The organism is Brotocaccenecus cirricatena (assembly GCF_020687045.1).
GTDB lineage: Bacteria > Bacillota > Clostridia > Oscillospirales > Oscillospiraceae > Vescimonas > Vescimonas cirricatena.
Genome location: NZ_JAJEPW010000037.1, coordinates 15,326 through 29,017 on the forward strand (window position 1 = coordinate 15,326; position 13,692 = coordinate 29,017).

Here is a 13,692-nt window from a genome sequence, read left to right on the forward strand (position 1 = left end):
CGGTCATTATATCACAAAAATGCTCAGTTGAACAGCTTGGCAATGGAAATTTCCTGATAAATCCGCTCGATGGCCTCGCCGAACATGGGAGCCACGGACAGATACTTGATCTTGCTGCACCCGGCGCCCTGGGTCTCCGGAATGGTGTTCAGCAGGGCCAGCTCCGTGATGTTGCTGCCCTCCAGCCGCTCCAGAGCCGGGCCGGACAGCACGCCGTGGCTGGCGCAGGCATACACGTTCCTGGCGCCGCCCACCTCCACGATGGCCTTGGCGGCGTTGCACAGGGAACCGGCGGTATCCACCATGTCGTCAAACAGGATGCAGTCCTTGCCGGCCACGTCGCCGATGACGTTCATGACCTCGCACTGGTTGGCCTTCTGGCGGCGCTTATCCACGATGGCCAGGTTCATGTGCAGCTTCTGGGCGAAGGTCCGGGCCCGGGCCACGGAGCCCACATCGGGGGACACCACCACCATGTCCTCGGCCCGCTCGCCGAACTTCTTGGCGTAGTAGTCTACAAACACGGGATTACCCAGCAGGTTGTCCACGGGGATGTCGAAGAAGCCCTGGATCTGGCTGGCGTGCAGGTCCATGGTCAGCACCCGGTCCGCGCCTGCGGCCACGATCATGTTGGCCACCAGCTTGGCGGAGATGGGATCGCGGCTCTTGGCCTTGCGGTCCTGGCGGGCATAGCCGAAATAGGGGATCACGGCGGTGATGCGCCCGGCGGAGGCCCGGCGGCAGGCGTCGATCATGATCAGCAGCTCCATGAGGCTGTCATTGACGGGCTTGCAGGTGGAGTTGATGAGAAACACGTCGCTGCCGCGGACGGTTTCGTACAGGGAGACGGACACCTCGCCGTCGGCGAAGGTCTTTACCTCGGACTCGCCCAGCTTGGTGCCGATGATCTGGCAGATCTCCTTTGCCAGAGCGGGATTGGAGTTACCGGTGAACACCTTGATGTCCTTGCCATGAGAAATCATTTCTTTACACACTCGCTTTCTATCTTACTCAAAAAAATCTCTCTTGGTACTGATCTATCTGAGACGGCTGACGCCGATACTCACTTCAAATTTTCAAAAAACTTTTTTGAAAATTTGCGTGCGGTTTTTCAGAACATTTTAAGTTCTGAAAAACCTGTGATTGCAAACGAAAGACACCCCTGATGGGTTTCTTTCGTAACGATCTTCCTTTCCGATGGCGGAAGATTTCCGGGCTTTTCGACAGCCTCACTTGTCCTTTTTCCACAGGCTGTGCAGGCGGTCGGCCCAGCCGGGCTTGTTGGTCTGCCTCGCCCGGGCGATGGCCAGCGCCCCATCGGGCACGTCGTCGGTAACGGTGGACCCGGCGGCGGTATAGGCCCGGTCCCCCACGGTGACCGGCGCGATGAGGTTGGTGTTGCAGCCCAGGAACACGTCGTCGCCGATGGTGCAGCGGAACTTTTTGTGGCCGTCGTAGTTGGTGGTGACGGTGCCGCAGCCGAAATTCACCCGCTGGCCCACGTCGCTGTCGCCCACATAGGTCAGGTGGCTGATCTTGGTGCCGTCGCCGATGACGGAGTTCTTCACCTCCACAAAGTCCCCCACCCGGCAGTGGTCGCCGATGGTGCACCCCGGCCGCACATAGGTGAAGGGCCCCACGGTGGTGTCGCTTCCCACGGTGCTGTCATTGAGCTGGGAGGCATTCACGGTGGTGCGCTGGCCGATCCGGCAGTCCCGGAGCATGGAGTTGGGACCGATCTCGCTGTCCCGGTCCACGGCGGTGTGTCCCCGCAGGATGGTCCCCGGCAGCAGGGTGACGCCCGGGGCCACGGAGCACCGGGGGTCCACATAGGTGGCGGCGGGGTCCACCACGGTGACGCCGTTTTCCGCCAGCCGCCGCAGGATCAGCTCCCGGGCGTCCGGCATGGCCGCCGTCAGCGCCGCCGCCGAGTCAAAGGGCCGGAAGGCCGGGGCCAGGGCCTGGGGCCTCCACAGGGAGCGGACGCCTGCCGCCTCCGCCGGGCAGTCGGTCAGAGGGGTCCCAGCCCGCAGCCGGGCCAGCAGCACCTGGCTGTCGGCGGCATACACGCTGCGTCCGTCCTCCGGGCCGTATACCGGCACCACCGGCCCGGGGACCATTACCACGTCCCCGCCGGCGGCGGAAAGGGCCGCCTCTGCATGGTCAAAAAACGTCACATCACAGCCCGGCAGGTCGTCCAGGACCTCCTGACGCCACTTCTCCGGGCAGACAATAAAATACCGCTGCACGCCGCAGTCCATAAGCTCCTGCGCCGCCCAGGTCAGCACCGGGCAGAACAGAACAGGCTGCAGCATCAGCGGCTGATCCTGGGGGGCCAGAGCACCCTTCAGGTCAAAAATCGCAATTTCACAATTCACGGGAACCATCCCCCTTTCTATAATCCATCCCATTATATCATGCTCTGCGTGAAAATCCAGTATTTTTGCGTTTTTTTCTGGCAATAATTTTTCCGGTCTGCAAAATCTGCTGCAAAATCCGGAAATCCCATACAATTCACAGATGGTTTTTTGTCGTTTTAAGAAAAAATGCCCAAAATTTACAATTTCCGGTTGCATTCTTTAGGGAATTGCATTACAATAGGCTGGTCATGTCAGGCAAAGGCCGAAGGGAGGGACGGGAAAATGGTGCATATTGTTCTGGTTGAGCCGGAAATCCCCCAGAATTGCGGGAATATCGCCCGCACCTGTGCCGCCACCGGCTGCGACCTGCACCTGATCCGCCCTCTGGGCTTCGACATATCAGACCGGGCCGTGAAGCGGGCCGGACTGGACTACTGGCACCTGGTGTCCGTGTATGACTACGAAAGCCTGGAGGATTTCTTCCTGCGGCGCCCGGAGGCGGCGGAGGACCTGTGGCTGGCCACCACCAAGGCCCCCCAGGACTACTGCCAGGCCCGGTTCCGGGAGGGGTGCTGGCTGTTTTTCGGCAAGGAGACGGCGGGCCTGCCGGAGGCGTTCCGCCTGGCCCACTATGACCGCTGCATCCGCCTGCCCATGGTCTCCCCGGCCCGGAGTCTGAACCTCAGCAACTCCGTGGCGGTGCTGACCTATGAGGCTCTGCGCCAGCAGGGCTTCCCCGGCCTGCTGCACTGCGGCGAAATGGCCGATTGATCCCGCGTATTATTTTCATAAAGGAGCGACCGATATGAATTACAATAAGAAAACCATCATGGACGTGGACGTGGCAGGCAAGAAGATCCTGCTGCGCTGCGACTTCAACGTGCCCCAGGACAAGGAGACCCACGCCATCACCAGCGACAAGCGCATCGTGGCCAGCCTTCCCACCATCCGGTATCTGCTGGAGCGTGGGGCGGCGGTGATCGCCTGCTCCCACCTGGGCAAGCCCAAGGGCCAGTGGAAGGACAGCCTGACCCTCCGCCCGGTGGCGGAGCATCTGAGCCAGCTGCTGGGCCAGGAGGTCATCTTCGCCCAGGACATCGTGGGCGAGGACGCCAAGGCCAAGGCGGCGGCCCTGCAGGGCGGCCAGATCATGCTGCTGGAGAATCTGCGCTTTGACCCCCGGGAGGAGAAGAACGACCCGGAGTTTGCCCGGGAGCTTGCCTCCATGGCGGAGCTGTACGTCTCCGACGCCTTCGGCACCGTGCACCGGGCCCACGCCTCCACCGCCGGTGTGGCAGCCTTCCTGCCTGCCGTGTCCGGCCTGCTGGTGGCCCGGGAGCTGGAGATCATGGGCGGCGCTCTGGAGAATCCCAAGCGTCCCTTCGTGGCGGTGCTGGGCGGAGCCAAGGTGTCCGACAAGATCGGCGTCATCAACAACCTGCTGGAAAAGGCCGACACCATCATCATCGGCGGCGGCATGGCCTATACCTTCGCCCGGGCCCAGGGCGGCTCCATCGGCAAGAGCCTGTGCGAGCCGGATAAGCTGGACTATGCCCTTCAGATGATCCAGAAGGCCAAGGACCGGGGCGTGCAGCTGCTGCTGCCCACCGACACCGTGGCCGCGGCGGAGTTCTCCGCCGACGCCGACAGCCTGGTGGTCCCCACCGACGCCATCCCCGACGACATGGAGGGCCTGGACATCGGCCCCGAGACCATCCGCACCTTCTGCGCCGCCGTCCGGGGCGCAGGCACCGTGGTGTGGAACGGCCCCATGGGCGTGTTCGAGTTTGAGAAGTTCGCCGCCGGCACCCGGGCCATGGCCCAGGCCCTGGCCGGCAGCGGGGCCATCACCATCGTGGGCGGCGGCGACAGCGCCGCAGCCGTGGAGCAGATGGGCTTCGCCGATAAGATCACCCACATTTCCACCGGCGGCGGCGCCTCCCTGGAGTTCCTGGAGGGCATCGAGCTGCCGGGCGTGGCCTGCCTGCTGGATAAATGACACCAAAGGGGAAACTTTTCACCCTTTTGAAATATAGATAAGAGGAGTAAGAATCGCTATGAATCGCAGATACCGCAAGACCATCATCGCCGGCAACTGGAAAATGAACATGACCGCCAGCGATACCAAGAAATTTGCCGACGACATCAAGGCCATCATGCCCCGCGCCAAGTGGTGCGACGTGGTGGTGTGCGTCCCCTTCGTGAATATCCCCGCCGCCCTGAAGGCCTTCAAGGACCTGCGCATCTCCGTGGGCGCGCAGAACATGTTCTATGAAAAGTCCGGCGCCTACACCGGCGAGGTGTCCGCCGACATGCTCAAGGACCTGGGCGTCAAATACGTCATCATCGGCCACTCCGAGCGCCGCCAGTATTTCGGCGAAACGGATTTCACCGTCAACAAGAAGGTCCTGGCCGCTCTGGAGGCCGGGCTGCACCCCATCATCTGCGTGGGCGAGAGCCTGGAGCAGCGGGAGCTGGGCATCACCATGGAGCTCATCGCCCTGCAGGTGAAGTCCGCCCTGGCCGGCGTCCCCGCCGAGAAGCTGCGCAAGTGCGTCATCGCCTATGAGCCCATCTGGGCCATCGGCACCGGCAAGACCGCCACCGCCGAGCAGGCCGCCGAGGTCTGCACCTCCATCCGCACCACCGTGCGGCATCTGTACGGGGCCCGCATCGCCCGCTCCATCACCATTCAGTACGGCGGCTCCATGAAGCCCGGCAACGCGGCGGAGCTGCTGGCCCAGCCCGATATCGACGGCGGCCTCATCGGCGGCGCTTCCCTGAAGCCTGCCGACTTTGTGGAGATCATCAACGCCGCCAACCAGGACTAAGCGAAACGACAGGAGGTTCCGCAATGAACAAGGCGCCTACTACCCTGATCATCATGGACGGCTTCGGCCTCACCGGCCCCGGCCCCGGCAATGCCGTGAGCCTGGCCCGGACGCCCCAGCTGGACCGGCTTTTCGCCGAATATGCCCACACCACCCTGTCCGCCAGCGGCCTGGACGTGGGTCTGCCCGCCGGGCAGATGGGCAACAGCGAGGTGGGCCACACCAACATCGGCGGCGGCCGGGTGGTGTTCCAGGATCTGCCCCGGATCTCCCGGGCCATCGACGACGGCAGCTTCTTTGAAAACGCTGCCTACAACAAGGCCATGGACGACTGCCTGGAAAAGGGCTCCAGCCTGCACCTGTACGGGCTTCTGTCCGACGGCGGCGTCCACTCCCACATCCAGCACCTGTATGCCCTGCTGCAAATGGCCAAGAACAAGGGCCTGACCCGGGTGTATGTCCACGCCTTCCTGGACGGCCGGGACGTGTCCCCCACCAGCGGTAAGGACTTCGTCTCCGCCTGCCGGGACAAGTGCCGGGCCCTGGGCGTGGGCAAAATCGCCACCGTTATGGGCCGGTATTACGCCATGGACCGGGACAACCGCTGGGAGCGGGTGCAGCTGGCCTACGACGCCATGGTCTATGGCGAGGGCATCCAGAATCCCGACCCCGTGGACGCCGTGGCCCAGTCCTATGCCAACGACGTCACCGACGAGTTTATGGAGCCGGTGGTCTGCGACCCGGAGGGCACCATTTCCGACAACGACAGCATCATCTTCTTCAACTTCCGCCCCGACCGGGCCCGGGAGATCACCCGGGCCATTGTGGACCCGGATTTCGACGGCTTCCAGCGGGAGTATTTCCCCACCACCTACGTCTGCAACACCGAGTACGACGCCTCCATGCCCAACGTGCTGGTGGCCTGGCCCCGGATCCCGGTGAAAAACGGCCTGGGCGAGTACCTCAGCTCCATGGGCATGACCCAGCTGCGCATCGCCGAAACGGAGAAGTACGCCCACGTCACCTTCTTCTTCAACGGCGGCGTGGAGAAGCAGTACCCCGGCGAGGACCGGGTGCTGGTGCCCTCCCCCAAGGTGGCCACCTACGACCTCCAGCCCGAGATGAGCGCCCGGGAGGTCTGCGACAAGTGCGTGGAGCGCATCAACTCCGGCGCGTATGACGTCATCATCCTGAACTTCGCCAACTGCGACATGGTGGGCCACACCGGCGTTCTCCAGGCCGCCGTCAAGGCCGTGGAGACGGTGGACGAGTGCGTGGGCCGGGTGGTGGAGGCCACCCTGAAGATGGGCGGCATCGCCATGGTCACCGCTGACCACGGCAACGCCGAGGTCATGCTCCAGCCCGACGGCAGCCCCATGACCGCCCACACCACCAACCTGGTGCCCTTCATCCTGTGCGGCGCAGGCACCCAGCTGCGTCCGGGCCGCCTGGCGGATATTGCCCCCACCATCCTGGATGTGATGGGCCTGGCCGCCCCCCAGGAGATGGACGGCCAGACGCTGATCGTGAAGTAAATCATCGTTAAAATAACACACTCCCGACCACCGGCCGGGAGTGTGTTATTTTGGCGTTTGGTGTGTATTGGCGGTGATCCTCCAACAATATATCCCGCAGGGCGGGGCCTTACCCCTGGTTCAGCGATGCGAACAGGGTCTCCAGGGCGTCCTGGGTATAGACATAGGCTTCAAAGGAACTATTCTTCCGCTCCCCGGAGGAAAGACTCTCCGCCAGCAGGGCGTCTGTCTTTTCCAGGTCTGCCCGCAGCTCCTTCACGGTGTCCTCCGGCATCCGGGACAACGGCTGCTCCAAGGCGGAATCCCCGGTCTCCTGCTCCCGCATGCTCATCAGGCCGAACCGGTCCAGATAATACCGGGTGCCGTCCACCGCGTCGGCGGCATACAGCACGGTGGAAAAGCTGCCCACGCTCTGATAGGCGTCGGGATAGTCGGCGTCGGCCTTCCGCAGAAACACCAGCAGCTCATTGCCGCAGGTATACAGCGGATAGTCCTCATAGGTCCCTGCGGACCCGCCGTTCTGCATCAAGGTAAACTCCCGGGGCAGATCGCCCTTGTAGGATTTCACCACGGCGGCCTTGTAGAAGGTGATGGGAAATCCCCCATCCTGTTCTCCCAGCCAGTCGCCCACCCGGACCAGCGCCACGGCGTCGGCCTCCTGAAAAGCCTCCGCAGCGGAATAGGACCTGAGCAGGGACGCCTCGCCAATGGCCTCCCCGATGCGGACGGGAGGCTCTGTCCCCCGGCCAGAGCAGGCGGTCAGCAGCACCAGCGCCGCCGCCAGCAGAAAAGTGAAAATCCTGCGTTTCATCGTCTGGTTCTCCTTTCCTGTTCCCTGTGGTTTACTTCGTATGGTATGCTGTTTTCAGCATACCATACCCGCAGCGGTTTTGTCAATTGAGGTGGCCGTTTTTTTTGCATTTAGCTAATTTTATGCACGATTTTAAGTAAATTGCATTCTCTCCCAGCCGGGTCAGTACACGTTTCTTTCCGCCTGGAGGCCGTTCCAGGCGGGGACCACCCGCACCACCGGCCAGGGCGCGCTGTCCCGGCTTGTCTCGGGAACATCCCGGGGCCGTCCCAGGGTCAGCGCAGCCAGCAGCAGCCCGCACAGGGCCAACCCCGCCGCCACGATCCATTGCTTTCTCTTGTGCATAGAATTCCTCCTTTTCCTCCTTGGGCCCGCCTTATATCAGGTCCCGGCGGATGCCCTCCGTAATCCGGTACATATCCTCCAGCGTGTTCATGCGCACGATCTGCTCCTTGTAATATCCCGCGTGGGGCACGCCCTTGAGATACCAGGCGTACTGCTTCCGGGCCTCCAGAATGGCGATGTGCTCCCCCTTGTCCCGGGCCGCCAGCTCGATCTGCCGCACGGCGGTGTCGCACCGCTGGGCCAGGGGCGGCAGCGGCGGGATGGGCTGCCCCTCCAGCGCCGCCTGGGCCTGCTGAAACAGCCAGGGATTGCCCAGACAGCCCCGGCCGATCATCACGGCGTCGGCCCCGGTGAAGTGCAGGATCTTCACGGCGTCCTCCGCCGAAAACACGTCGCCGTTGGCCATCACCGGAATGGACACCGCCGCCTTCACCTGGCGGATGGTGACCCAGTCCGCCTGCCCGGCGTACATCTGGGCCCGGGTGCGGCCATGGACCGCCAGGGCCGACACCCCCGCCTGCTCCAGCATCTGCGAAAGCTCCACGGCGTTGATGCTGCCCTTGTCCCAGCCCCGGCGCATTTTCACCGTCACCGGCACCGGCGAGGCCTCCACCACCGCCTGGGCGATCCGGGCGGCCTTCTCCGGGTCCCGCATCAGGGCGCTGCCGTCGCCGTTGGAGACGATCTTCCCCACCGGGCAGCCCATGTTGATGTCGATCAGGTCCGCCCCGGAGATCTCCGCCGCGATACACGCCGCCTCCGCCATGCACACGGGGTCGCTGCCGAAAATCTGGGCGCTGGCCGGGTGCTCCCCGGGGGACAGCTTCAGCAGGCCCCGGCTCTTTTTGTCCTGATAGCACAGGGCCTTGGCGCTGACCATCTCCGTGACCGTCAGGCCCGCCCCCAGCTCCCGGCAGATCAGCCGGAAGGCCAGGTCCGTCACCCCCGCCATGGGGGCCAGCACCAGCTGCGAGGGCACCTCCACCGTTCCGATTTTCATCCCGCATCCCTCCCTTTTCGGGTATTTTTCGCCCAGTATATCACAGATTGCTTCAAAAAGGAAGCCTTTCTTGCTTTTTCCCCGGTTTTATGCTACAATCTCGCCAATCTGATGATTATGGAGGTGTCTCTATGCCGATGAAATGTCCCTTCTGCGGGGAAGAAATGACCCCGGGCGTCATCCAGAGCCGGGACGGCGTATACTGGTCCCGGGAAGCCGGTGCTGTGGCTGCGCTGGCCGGGCTGAAGAAGGATGCCATCACGCTGGCGGATTCCGGTTCGTCCGTTTTCGGCGGCGCAGCTGCGGAAGCATTCAACTGCCCTCGCTGCAAAAAAATCATCCTGGACTACTCCGTTCGCCATCTCCCGCTATAAAATTCCAAATTTCCCCTTGCAAAACCCGAAAATTGGTGTTATCATACCCTACGTCAACAGGGGAGCTCGCCGCAGCGGGCTGAGAGTGGGCTGTCATCGCCCAGACCCTTCAACCTGATTTGGATAATGCCAACGTAGGGACATACCGACGCACACGCTCCAAGCCATGCGGATATGCCTTTTTTGGCATGTCCGCATTTTTTGCTGTAAGGAGTGTATTTCTATGCTGGGAATCTGCCTGGACAACGTGCGCAAAACCGTGCCGCTGGTCCACAACATCACCAATTATGTCACCGTCAACGACGTGGCCAACATTCTGCTGGCCTGCGGCGGCAGTCCCATTATGTCCGACGAGCCGGAGGACGTGGAGGACATCACCTCCATCTGCGGCGGTCTGAACATCAACATCGGCACCCTGAACCAGCGGAGCATCCAGGGGATGCACCGGGCCGGGAAGAAGGCGGCGCAGCTGCACCATGTGCTGCTGCTGGACCCTGTTGGGGCCGGCGCCTCCGCCCTGCGCACCAACACCGCCGTGGACCTGATGGAGCAGCTGCCCTTCACCGTGATCCGGGGCAACATCTCCGAAATCAAGACCCTGGCCCTGGGCAGCGGCAAAACCCGTGGCGTGGACGCCGACGTGTCCGACGCCGTATCCGACGAGAATCTGGATTCCGCCGTGGCCTTTGTCAAGGACTTCGCCCAGCGCAGCCATGCCATCGTGGCCGTCACCGGGGCCATCGACCTGGTCAGCGACGGCCAGCGCTGCTTTGTCATCCGCAACGGCCGGCCGGAGATGGGTAAAATCACCGGCACCGGCTGCCAGCTGTCCGGCATGATGACCGCCTTTGTGGTGGCCAACCCCGACCGGCGTCTGGAAGCCGCCGCCGCTGCCGTGTGCGCCATGGGTCTGGCCGGTGAGACCGGCTGGAGCCGCATGGCCCCGGGGGACGGCAACTCCACCTACCGCAACCGCATCATCGACGCCATCTACAACATGGACGGCGCCGCGCTGGACAAGGGGGCCAAGTATGAAGTGCGCTGAGCAGGACCTGCTGCTGTACGCCGTAACGGACCGCCACTGGCTCAATGGCCGCAGCCTCCGGGACGTGGTGGAGGAGAGCCTCCGGGGCGGCGTCACCATGCTGCAGCTGCGGGAAAAGTCCCTGGCGGAGCCCGCCTTCCTGGCGGAGGCCCGGGAGCTTCAGGCCCTGTGCCGGGATTATCACGTTCCCTTCATCGTCAATGACAACGTGGACATCGCCCTGGCCATGGACGCCGACGGCGTCCACGTGGGCCAGAGCGACATGGAGGCCCTGGACGTCCGGCGGAAGCTGGGGCCGGACAAGATCATCGGCGTATCCGCCCAGACGGTGGAGCAGGCCCTGCTGGCGGAAAAGCACGGGGCCGACTATCTGGGGGTGGGGGCGGTGTTCCCCACCGGCTCCAAAGACGACGCCGACGACGTGTCCTACGACACCCTGCAGGCCATCTGCCGGGCCGTGTCCATTCCCGTGGTGGCCATCGGCGGCATCAGCCTCGGCAATGTGTCTCAGCTTTCCGGCAGCGGCATCTGCGGCATCGCCGTTATCAGCGCTATCTACGGCGCGGCGGACATCCGCCGGGCGAGCCTTGACCTGAAGGCCGCCACGGAGGAGATGCTGCGCTCATGATCCGCGCCGCCATATTCGACCTGGACGGCGTGGTGCTGGACTCCATGTCCATCTGGAGGGACCTGGGAGCCCGGTATCTGCTGCACCGGGGGCTGACGCCGGAGCCGGGCCTGGGGGAGCTTCTGTTCTCCATGAGCATGGAGCAGGGGGCGGACTATCTCCGGACCCACTATCCCCTGCCGCCGGAAGAGGACGTGCTGGCAGACCTCTCCGCCATGCTGCGGGACTTTTACTATAACGAGGTCCCGGAAAAGGACGGAGCCCGGACGGCTCTGGCCTTTCTGCGGGACCGGGGCGTAACCGTCACCGCCGCCACCTCCAGTCCCCGGACCCATGTGACCCGGGCTCTGGAGCGGCTGGGCCTTCTGCCGTATTTCCGGGCCATTTACACCACCGGCGAGCTGGGCGTCAGCAAGCACCGGCCGGATATCTATCACCTGGCGGCCCAGGGCGTGCCGCCCCGGCAGTGCCTGGTGGCGGAGGACTCCCTCTATGCCCTGCAAACCGCCGCCGCAGCGGGCTATCGCACCGTGGGCATTTTCGATGCCAACGGCGAGGCGGATCAGCAGGGCCTGCGGAATGCGGCGGAGGTATATCTCACCTCCCTGGCCCGGCTCCCCGCCCATTGGGAGCGGCTGAATAACGAAAACTGAATCAAAATGTGTTCCTTCGCGGTGCATTGGGGGCACCACCTTGCATCGCGTTATAAAACTGTGCTGTGTTAACATCGAAAGGAGAAATGAGCATGAAAACAGCATTGACCATTGCCGGAAGCGATTCCAGCGGAGGCGCCGGGATTCAGGCCGATATCAAAACCATGACCGCCAACGGCGTATTCGCCACCTGCGCGGTCACGGCCCTGACGGCCCAGAACACCACCGGCGTCACGGATATTCTGGAGTCCACCCCCCATTTCCTGGCGGAGCAGCTGGACGCCGTATTCACGGATATCGTCCCCGACGCGGTGAAGATCGGCATGGTCTCCTCTGCGGAGCTGATTGCCGTCATCGCGGAAAAGCTCCGGCAGTACGGCGCGGAGCGGGTGGTGGTGGACCCCGTCATGGTGGCCACCTCCGGCGCAAAGCTCCTGCGGGACGACGCCATCCAGGCCCTGACCTCTCAGCTGCTGCCTCTGGCCACGGTCCTGACGCCCAACATTCCCGAGGCGGAGATCCTCTCCGGCCTCACCATCACCGACGCCGCCGGCATGGAGGCCGCCGCCCGGACCATCAGCCAGCGGTATGGCTGCGCCGTGCTGTGCAAGGGCGGCCACCAGATCAACGACGCCGACGACCTACTGTGGCGGGACGGCAGCGGCAAGTGGTTCCGGGGCCGGCGCATCCCCAACCCCAACACCCACGGCACCGGCTGCACCCTGTCCAGCGCCATCGCCGCCAACCTGGCCAAGGGCTATGACCTGGACCGGTCCGTGGAGCGGGCCAAAGCCTATATCTCCGGGGCGCTGGCCGCCATGCTGGACCTGGGCCGCGGCTCCGGCCCCATGAACCACATGTTTGACCTGAAGGGAGGCTTTGCGGAATGAAAAAGACCTCCACCTTTCAGAACGCCCTGATCTGGTTCGGGGCAGGCGTATCCCTGGCGGAGATCCTCACCGGCACGGCCTTCGCCCCTCTGGGCATGGGCAAGGGCCTGCTGGCCATCCTCATCGGCCACGTCATCGGCTGCGGCATGATGCTGCTGGCGGGCCTCATCGGCGGCCGCACCGGCCGCAGCGCCATGGAGACCGTGAAAATGAGCTTCGGCCAGAAGGGCGGCCTGCTGTTCGCCCTGCTGAACGTGCTGCAATTGGTGGGCTGGACCGCCATCATGATCTATGACGGCGCCCTGGCCATCGGCGGCATTTTCGATGTTGGCCGCTGGGTGTGGTGCCTGGTCATCGGCGGGCTCATCATCCTGTGGATCGTGGTGGGCGTCACCGACCTGGGCTGGATCAACAAGATCACCATGGCCGCCCTGTTTGTGCTGACCCTGGTGCTGTGCAAGGTGATCTTCTTCTCCGGCAGCGCCATGGCCGCCCCCAGCGGCGAGGGCCTGACCTTCGGCGCGGCGGTGGAGCTGGCGGTGGCCATGCCCCTGTCCTGGCTGCCCCTGATCAGCGACTATACCCGCCAGGCCCAGAAGCCCGTCCGGGCCACCGTGGCCAGCGTGGTCACCTATGGCCTGGTGTCCTGCTGGATGTACGTCATCGGCATGGGCGCGGCCATCTTCACCGGCGAGTATGACATCGCCGTCATCATGGTGAAGGCCGGTCTGGGCATCGCCGCCCTGGTGATCCTGGTGTTCTCCACCGTCACCACCACCTTCCTGGACGCCTGGTCCGCCGGCATCTCCGCCGAGTCCCTGTCCGGGAAGCTCAGCGGCAAAACCGTGGCCATCGTCACCACCCTGGTGGGCGTGGCCGGGGCCATCCTGTTCCCCATGGACGATATCACCAACTTCCTGTACCTGATTGGCTCCGTGTTCGCCCCCATGATCGCCGTCCAGATCGCCGACCACTTCCTTCTGCGCCGGGACCGCTTCGCCGTGGCCGCCGACGCCCGGAACCTGGTGATCTGGCTGATCGGCTTCGTGGCCTATCGCCTGCTGATGGGCGTGGACACCCCCGTGGGCTATACCCTGCCGGACATGGTCCTGACCATCCTTCTGTGCGTCATCGCGGAGAAGCTGAAGCCCTCCGTGAAGCAGTCATAACACCCTTTTCCCCCAGCGCAAACGCAGAAGAGGCCGCCCATCCGGGCGGCG

Annotated in this window: 15 protein-coding genes and 1 riboswitch; of the genes, 10 read left to right on the forward strand and 5 right to left on the reverse strand. The window is 63.8% G+C overall.

Features of this window, described 5'->3' with window-relative positions; genetic code table 11:
* Positions 1-23: 23 nt before the first annotated feature.
* Together LKD37_RS11660 and LKD37_RS11665 are read right to left on the reverse strand one after the other, a co-directional pair.
* Positions 24-983: a ribose-phosphate pyrophosphokinase gene (locus LKD37_RS11660; RefSeq protein ID WP_302929372.1), complete on the reverse strand. Its 960-nt coding sequence runs from the start codon at positions 981-983 to the stop codon at positions 24-26.
* Positions 984-1,229: 246 nt separating this feature from the next.
* Positions 1,230-2,378: a DapH/DapD/GlmU-related protein gene (locus LKD37_RS11665; RefSeq protein ID WP_302929373.1), complete on the reverse strand. Its 1,149-nt coding sequence runs from the start codon at positions 2,376-2,378 to the stop codon at positions 1,230-1,232.
* Between the two features lie 264 nt (positions 2,379-2,642).
* Between LKD37_RS11665 and LKD37_RS11670 the strand changes: the two genes are divergently transcribed.
* Genes LKD37_RS11670 through gpmI form a run of 4 tightly spaced genes read left to right on the forward strand, consistent with a single transcriptional unit; the run spans position 2,643 to position 6,726 of the window.
* Entirely contained in the window at positions 2,643-3,131 is a 489-nt protein-coding gene (locus tag LKD37_RS11670) for a tRNA (cytidine(34)-2'-O)-methyltransferase (protein WP_302929374.1), read from the forward strand.
* Positions 3,132-3,165: 34 nt separating this feature from the next.
* Positions 3,166-4,359 carry a phosphoglycerate kinase gene (locus LKD37_RS11675; protein WP_302929375.1) on the forward strand — a complete coding sequence of 398 codons (1,194 nt, stop codon included), beginning with the start codon at positions 3,166-3,168 and terminating at the stop codon, positions 4,357-4,359.
* Between the two features lie 58 nt (positions 4,360-4,417).
* The gene (gene tpiA, locus LKD37_RS11680) at positions 4,418-5,191 is read left to right on the forward strand and encodes a triose-phosphate isomerase (protein WP_302929376.1); all 774 of its coding nucleotides are present in this window, start codon (positions 4,418-4,420) and stop codon (positions 5,189-5,191) included.
* Positions 5,192-5,214: 23 nt separating this feature from the next.
* Positions 5,215-6,726 (forward strand): 2,3-bisphosphoglycerate-independent phosphoglycerate mutase, encoded by a 1,512-nt coding sequence (gene gpmI, locus LKD37_RS11685; protein ID WP_302929377.1) that lies wholly within the window; start codon positions 5,215-5,217, stop codon positions 6,724-6,726.
* Between the two features lie 109 nt (positions 6,727-6,835).
* On the opposite strand, the gene LKD37_RS11690 is transcribed toward gpmI, so the two are convergent.
* The 3 genes from LKD37_RS11690 to dusB form a co-directional block, all read right to left on the reverse strand.
* Positions 6,836-7,537, reverse strand: coding sequence for a hypothetical protein (locus tag LKD37_RS11690; protein ID WP_302929378.1), 702 nt, complete (start codon positions 7,535-7,537; stop codon positions 6,836-6,838).
* 162 nt (positions 7,538-7,699) lie between these two features.
* Entirely contained in the window at positions 7,700-7,882 is a 183-nt protein-coding gene (locus tag LKD37_RS11695) for a hypothetical protein (RefSeq protein ID WP_302929379.1), read from the reverse strand.
* 31 nt (positions 7,883-7,913) lie between these two features.
* Complete coding sequence (dusB, locus tag LKD37_RS11700; RefSeq protein ID WP_302929380.1) at positions 7,914-8,882, reverse strand: tRNA dihydrouridine synthase DusB; 969 nt, start codon at positions 8,880-8,882, stop codon at positions 7,914-7,916.
* Between the two features lie 131 nt (positions 8,883-9,013).
* Between dusB and LKD37_RS11705 the strand changes: the two genes are divergently transcribed.
* From LKD37_RS11705 to cytX, 6 genes are all read left to right on the forward strand, one after another.
* Positions 9,014-9,256, forward strand: coding sequence for a PF20097 family protein (locus tag LKD37_RS11705; RefSeq protein WP_302929381.1), 243 nt, complete (start codon positions 9,014-9,016; stop codon positions 9,254-9,256).
* Positions 9,257-9,304: 48 nt separating this feature from the next.
* Positions 9,305-9,414: riboswitch (TPP riboswitch) on the forward strand.
* Positions 9,415-9,479: 65 nt separating this feature from the next.
* Positions 9,480-10,301, forward strand: a complete 822-nt coding sequence (gene thiM / locus LKD37_RS11710; protein ID WP_302929382.1) for a hydroxyethylthiazole kinase — start codon at positions 9,480-9,482, stop codon at positions 10,299-10,301.
* Positions 10,288-10,929 carry a thiamine phosphate synthase gene (gene thiE / locus LKD37_RS11715; protein ID WP_302929383.1) on the forward strand — a complete coding sequence of 214 codons (642 nt, stop codon included), beginning with the start codon at positions 10,288-10,290 and terminating at the stop codon, positions 10,927-10,929. Before thiM ends, thiE begins: the two co-directional genes overlap by 14 nt.
* Positions 10,926-11,582 carry an HAD family hydrolase gene (locus tag LKD37_RS11720; protein ID WP_302929384.1) on the forward strand — a complete coding sequence of 219 codons (657 nt, stop codon included), beginning with the start codon at positions 10,926-10,928 and terminating at the stop codon, positions 11,580-11,582. The genes thiE and LKD37_RS11720 overlap by 4 nt, the downstream gene beginning before the upstream one ends.
* A gap of 92 nt (positions 11,583-11,674) precedes the next feature.
* Positions 11,675-12,472, forward strand: a complete 798-nt coding sequence (gene thiD, locus LKD37_RS11725; protein ID WP_302929385.1) for a bifunctional hydroxymethylpyrimidine kinase/phosphomethylpyrimidine kinase — start codon at positions 11,675-11,677, stop codon at positions 12,470-12,472.
* Entirely contained in the window at positions 12,469-13,641 is a 1,173-nt protein-coding gene (cytX, locus tag LKD37_RS11730) for a putative hydroxymethylpyrimidine transporter CytX (RefSeq protein WP_302929386.1), read from the forward strand. Before thiD ends, cytX begins: the two co-directional genes overlap by 4 nt.
* The last annotated feature ends 51 nt before the right edge of the window (positions 13,642-13,692 follow it).